The 3545-nt window shown below is 37.0% G+C and carries 5 protein-coding genes; 3 read left to right on the top strand and 2 right to left on the bottom strand.

Annotation, left to right across the window (positions count from 1 at the left end):
• Positions 1–327: 327 nt before the first annotated feature.
• The gene (locus PVV63_RS10055; protein ID WP_273791732.1) at positions 328–681 is read right to left on the bottom strand and encodes an XRE family transcriptional regulator; all 354 of its coding nucleotides are present in this window, start codon (positions 679–681) and stop codon (positions 328–330) included.
• Positions 682–768: 87 nt separating this feature from the next.
• Between PVV63_RS10055 and PVV63_RS10050 the strand changes: the two genes are divergently transcribed.
• From PVV63_RS10050 to PVV63_RS10040, 3 genes are all read left to right on the top strand, one after another.
• Positions 769–1008: a DNA-binding transcriptional regulator gene (locus PVV63_RS10050; protein ID WP_273791731.1), complete on the top strand. Its 240-nt coding sequence runs from the start codon at positions 769–771 to the stop codon at positions 1006–1008.
• 676 nt (positions 1009–1684) lie between these two features.
• Positions 1685–2020 (top strand): dATP/dGTP diphosphohydrolase domain-containing protein, encoded by a 336-nt coding sequence (locus PVV63_RS10045; RefSeq protein ID WP_273791733.1) that lies wholly within the window; start codon positions 1685–1687, stop codon positions 2018–2020.
• 11 nt (positions 2021–2031) lie between these two features.
• Positions 2032–2493: a hypothetical protein gene (locus PVV63_RS10040; protein WP_273791730.1), complete on the top strand. Its 462-nt coding sequence runs from the start codon at positions 2032–2034 to the stop codon at positions 2491–2493.
• A 152-nt stretch (positions 2494–2645) separates the two neighbouring features.
• On the opposite strand, the gene PVV63_RS10035 is transcribed toward PVV63_RS10040, so the two are convergent.
• Positions 2646–3338 (bottom strand): hypothetical protein, encoded by a 693-nt coding sequence (locus tag PVV63_RS10035; RefSeq protein WP_273791729.1) that lies wholly within the window; start codon positions 3336–3338, stop codon positions 2646–2648.
• Between the last annotated feature and the right edge of the window lie 207 nt (positions 3339–3545).

Below are 3545 nucleotides of genomic sequence, written 5' to 3'. Positions count from 1 at the left end.
TTGATCATGTCACTTTCTTCTAAGAAAGGACCAGATTTAGCGAGATTTTGCTCTTCATTTTCGCACATCACTAAGAGAATTTCATCAGAATTTATAAACACTGGTTTATTCACAAATGCCTCCATACTGCCTATTGGCAAAAGTTATTTTCTAAGATATGGAACATATGTATGCGCATATTGCACATATGTCAACAATAAAATGTGCAACATGAACATATTTGGTGAGTATTATATTATTTTGGGATATATAAAATGGATGATATTGATAACCTTATAATGGAGGCAGTGAATAAGCTTAGTATAGATAAAAAAAGAAGGTTAATTATTATTCTTCGTCTTTTAGAGTATCTAAAATGCGAAGAAGCCACTGCTTTTTTTCAGGAGATATATTTTTTAGAGCGTTAAAAACTTCTTCTTGAAGTTCGCGGTCTGAAAGAGCAGTTGTAGATTTTGTTTTTATCCCCTGTCCTTCACCAGTCAATAACCAACCTGTACTTACGTTAAAAGCTTTTGCGTATCGACTTGCGGCTTTATTGATGCCGCGAACTCCTTGTTCATGTTGTATATAAGTGTAATATGGCCAGCCGTAATATTGAGCTGCGGCTCGGGCAGATTTAAATCCTTTGGCAATTCTTGCTTCTGTTAAGCGTATAGCTTGGTCGGGTTTTTGTTCTTGCATTCTGACAACTCCTTTCCATTCATAATGCACATATTATATGTGCTTTTCGACTTGACTTTTTTCTGTGCACATTGCACACTTAATTTTATGAATAAGATAGAAGCAAAAAAAATACGCAAACGCCTTAATCTTACGCTGGACGAAATGGCAGCGTTATTAGGCGTTAACAAATCAACAGTATGGCGTTGGGAAAAATATGGTGTTCCTTCAAGAGGGGCAGTGGCTTATCTTTTAAAATCTTTATGCGATCAAGAGCAACACCCCCCATTGTCGAAAATTAGCAAGAGCTGCGGTGTTGATCACACCGGAGAAACTTTACAGCATTAAGGAGACAAAGATGGCTGTAGAAAAGAAATATGAGTTCACACGCCAAGGAGTAACGCTTTATCCTGATAAGAATAATTCACATAGTATTGTAATGCTTCGTCGCATACGGGCACTGAGAGACTTTGGAAGAGTCAAGAAAGGTGATCTTGGTGGTTTTATAGAACATGAAGGTAACCTATCACATGAGGGTGATTGTTGGGTAGCTGGTTCGGATAGATCTTTTAATAATGGGTATGTTTTTGGCAATGCTCGTGTTTTTGGAGATGCCCGTGTTGGTGGCATGGCACGTGTTTTTGGGCATGCACAAGTATACGGTTGTGCAGATGTTTCTAATTGTGTGTATGTTTATGATTATGCAAAGATTTACGGTAATGCGGAGGTTTATGGTAGTGATACCCGTGTTTATGGTAAGGCGCAAATTTATGAGAATGCTTCAGTAAAAGGCAAAGCAGAAGTTTACGGCAATTCTCGCATTTATGGGGATGCTAAGGTTTACAACAAAGCACGTGTCTACGGTCAAGCCAAGGTTTTTGGTAATGCCGAAGTTTTCAATCAATCTAAAGTTTATGACAATGCGTTAGTTCACGGGCATGCCAAGATTAGAGAGAATGCCAAGATTTACGGCAATGCCGATGTTTGTGACTATGAAGATTTTCGCGATAACGACGAAGTTTACATGCGTAAACACGTTTCATATAGCACAAACGAAGCGCATAAGAATGATGATGGTAAGCCTCGTATAGAGCTTATACCGCCGTTGGCACTGATTGAAATCGGCAAAGTTTTAGAGTTTGGGGCAAAGAAGTACGGAGCAAACAATTGGCGTAATGGCATGCACTGGAGCAGGTTTCACGGTGCTGCTTTACGTCATTTATTAGCATGGTTTGGTGGAGAGCATAAGGATGCTGAGAGTGATTTATCACACTTGGCACATGCGGCTTGTTGCATTCTTTTTTTAATGGAATGCGAAGCACAACAGATTGGTCATGATGACCGCCCTCATAAAAATTAAAGGAGATAAAGATGAGTTCGAATGAAATTTTATGGATAGCAGTGGTTTCAGTTTTGCTCTTAAGCGGAGTGATGTTTCGTATTGCATTGCATTATCGCGCGCAGGTTAAGGCTCTTTCAGAGGAGATTCAATATCTTAGGGCAAGAGTAAAAAAGGTAAATACTGATTTTATATTAGGGAATAGAAATATAACTTATGAATGTGATGCGGATATAGGAAAGTCTGAAGCAGAAATTAAAAAACTGAAGCAAGAGATTAAAGAACGTGACGAGGAAATTAAACAACTGAAACAAAAGACTGAAGAGCATGAAAAGGCGTTCAGAAATGTAAGTGAAGTTGTAATGACACTCGAAGCAGATGTGCAATCACGTGATGCGGAAATTCAAAGACTAACACAAAAGCTTAAGTCGCGTGATGAAGCAGTAAAAGCGCCGGCTCATAAGAATAAGAAGAGTAAGAAGAAGGGTAAGTGAGGAGATAGAGATGAGTTTAGTAGCAACAGTTCTTTCTATAACTACCAATCTATATTTGCTTTATGAGGTTTATCACTATTTTAAACAGGCAGGAGAGCTTAGGGATGAGATAATTAAACAAAAAAGAATAATATGGGATCTAGAGGATAAACTTAGGAAGAATGAGGGGATAAGAAATAGGTCCAAAAAGAAGCTTTAATTGTTTTTTGAGGATTACTTGAGGAAGTATGTTCCATAATAAAAAGCGGAGTATCTGATTTATTCAATTTTGAGGAACAAATGAAAAATTCTAATTTAATTTCTTGTCCACCGATTATATTATTAAAGGAATTAAGACCATTTTGTAAGGTTTGTTCTGTTTCGAGTTTTATTAGGTCTATATGTTTCGGAGATGTGGGGTTGATAGTTATTTGGCCATTTCCGCTAATAAATGTACCGTTGCTATAAACTATTTTATCAAATTCGAATTGGCATTTTTTCTCTATCCATATGTGATTTATTTTAATCATTCTTTCTGTAGGATTTTTAATGTATAATATGACACTAAATTTATTAGGATCATGTTTGTCTGGAGTAGGACTATGTACATTGAACTGTAGCGGTGGTCCTAAGTCCAGTTCTTCTTTTGTTTTTAGTAAAAAATTGACATGTTTTTCTGATGATGTGGCTTGCTTTTGCAATGATTTATTTTGCTCTTCTAGATGGTTAAACTGTTTTTCTACATTGCATAAATCTTCTCTTCGAGTCTTTTCTGCTTTTTTGAGATCTACGTATCTTAAAAACAACGATAGTATTAGGGAAAAGATACTAATAATTATAGCTATAACATCTTTATCTATTTGCATACTTCTTACACCCTTCTTTCCTTCATTTTCGGAAAAAAACACTTCTATAAAACACATTTTGTATGGAGTGGCGCTGTGATTAACACGATTCTTTGTTTTGATCTAGGTACCAAAACGGGGTGGGCGATACGTGGTGCAAGTGGTGACATGTTCAGTGGTACCGTGAATTTTCAATCGCGCCGTTTTGAAGGCGGTGGAATGCGTTAC

The sequence above is a fragment of the Bartonella sp. CM31XJBT genome (assembly GCF_028618555.1).
GTDB lineage: Bacteria > Pseudomonadota > Alphaproteobacteria > Rhizobiales > Rhizobiaceae > Bartonella.
This window is presented reverse-complemented; position numbering and strand designations above follow the sequence as displayed.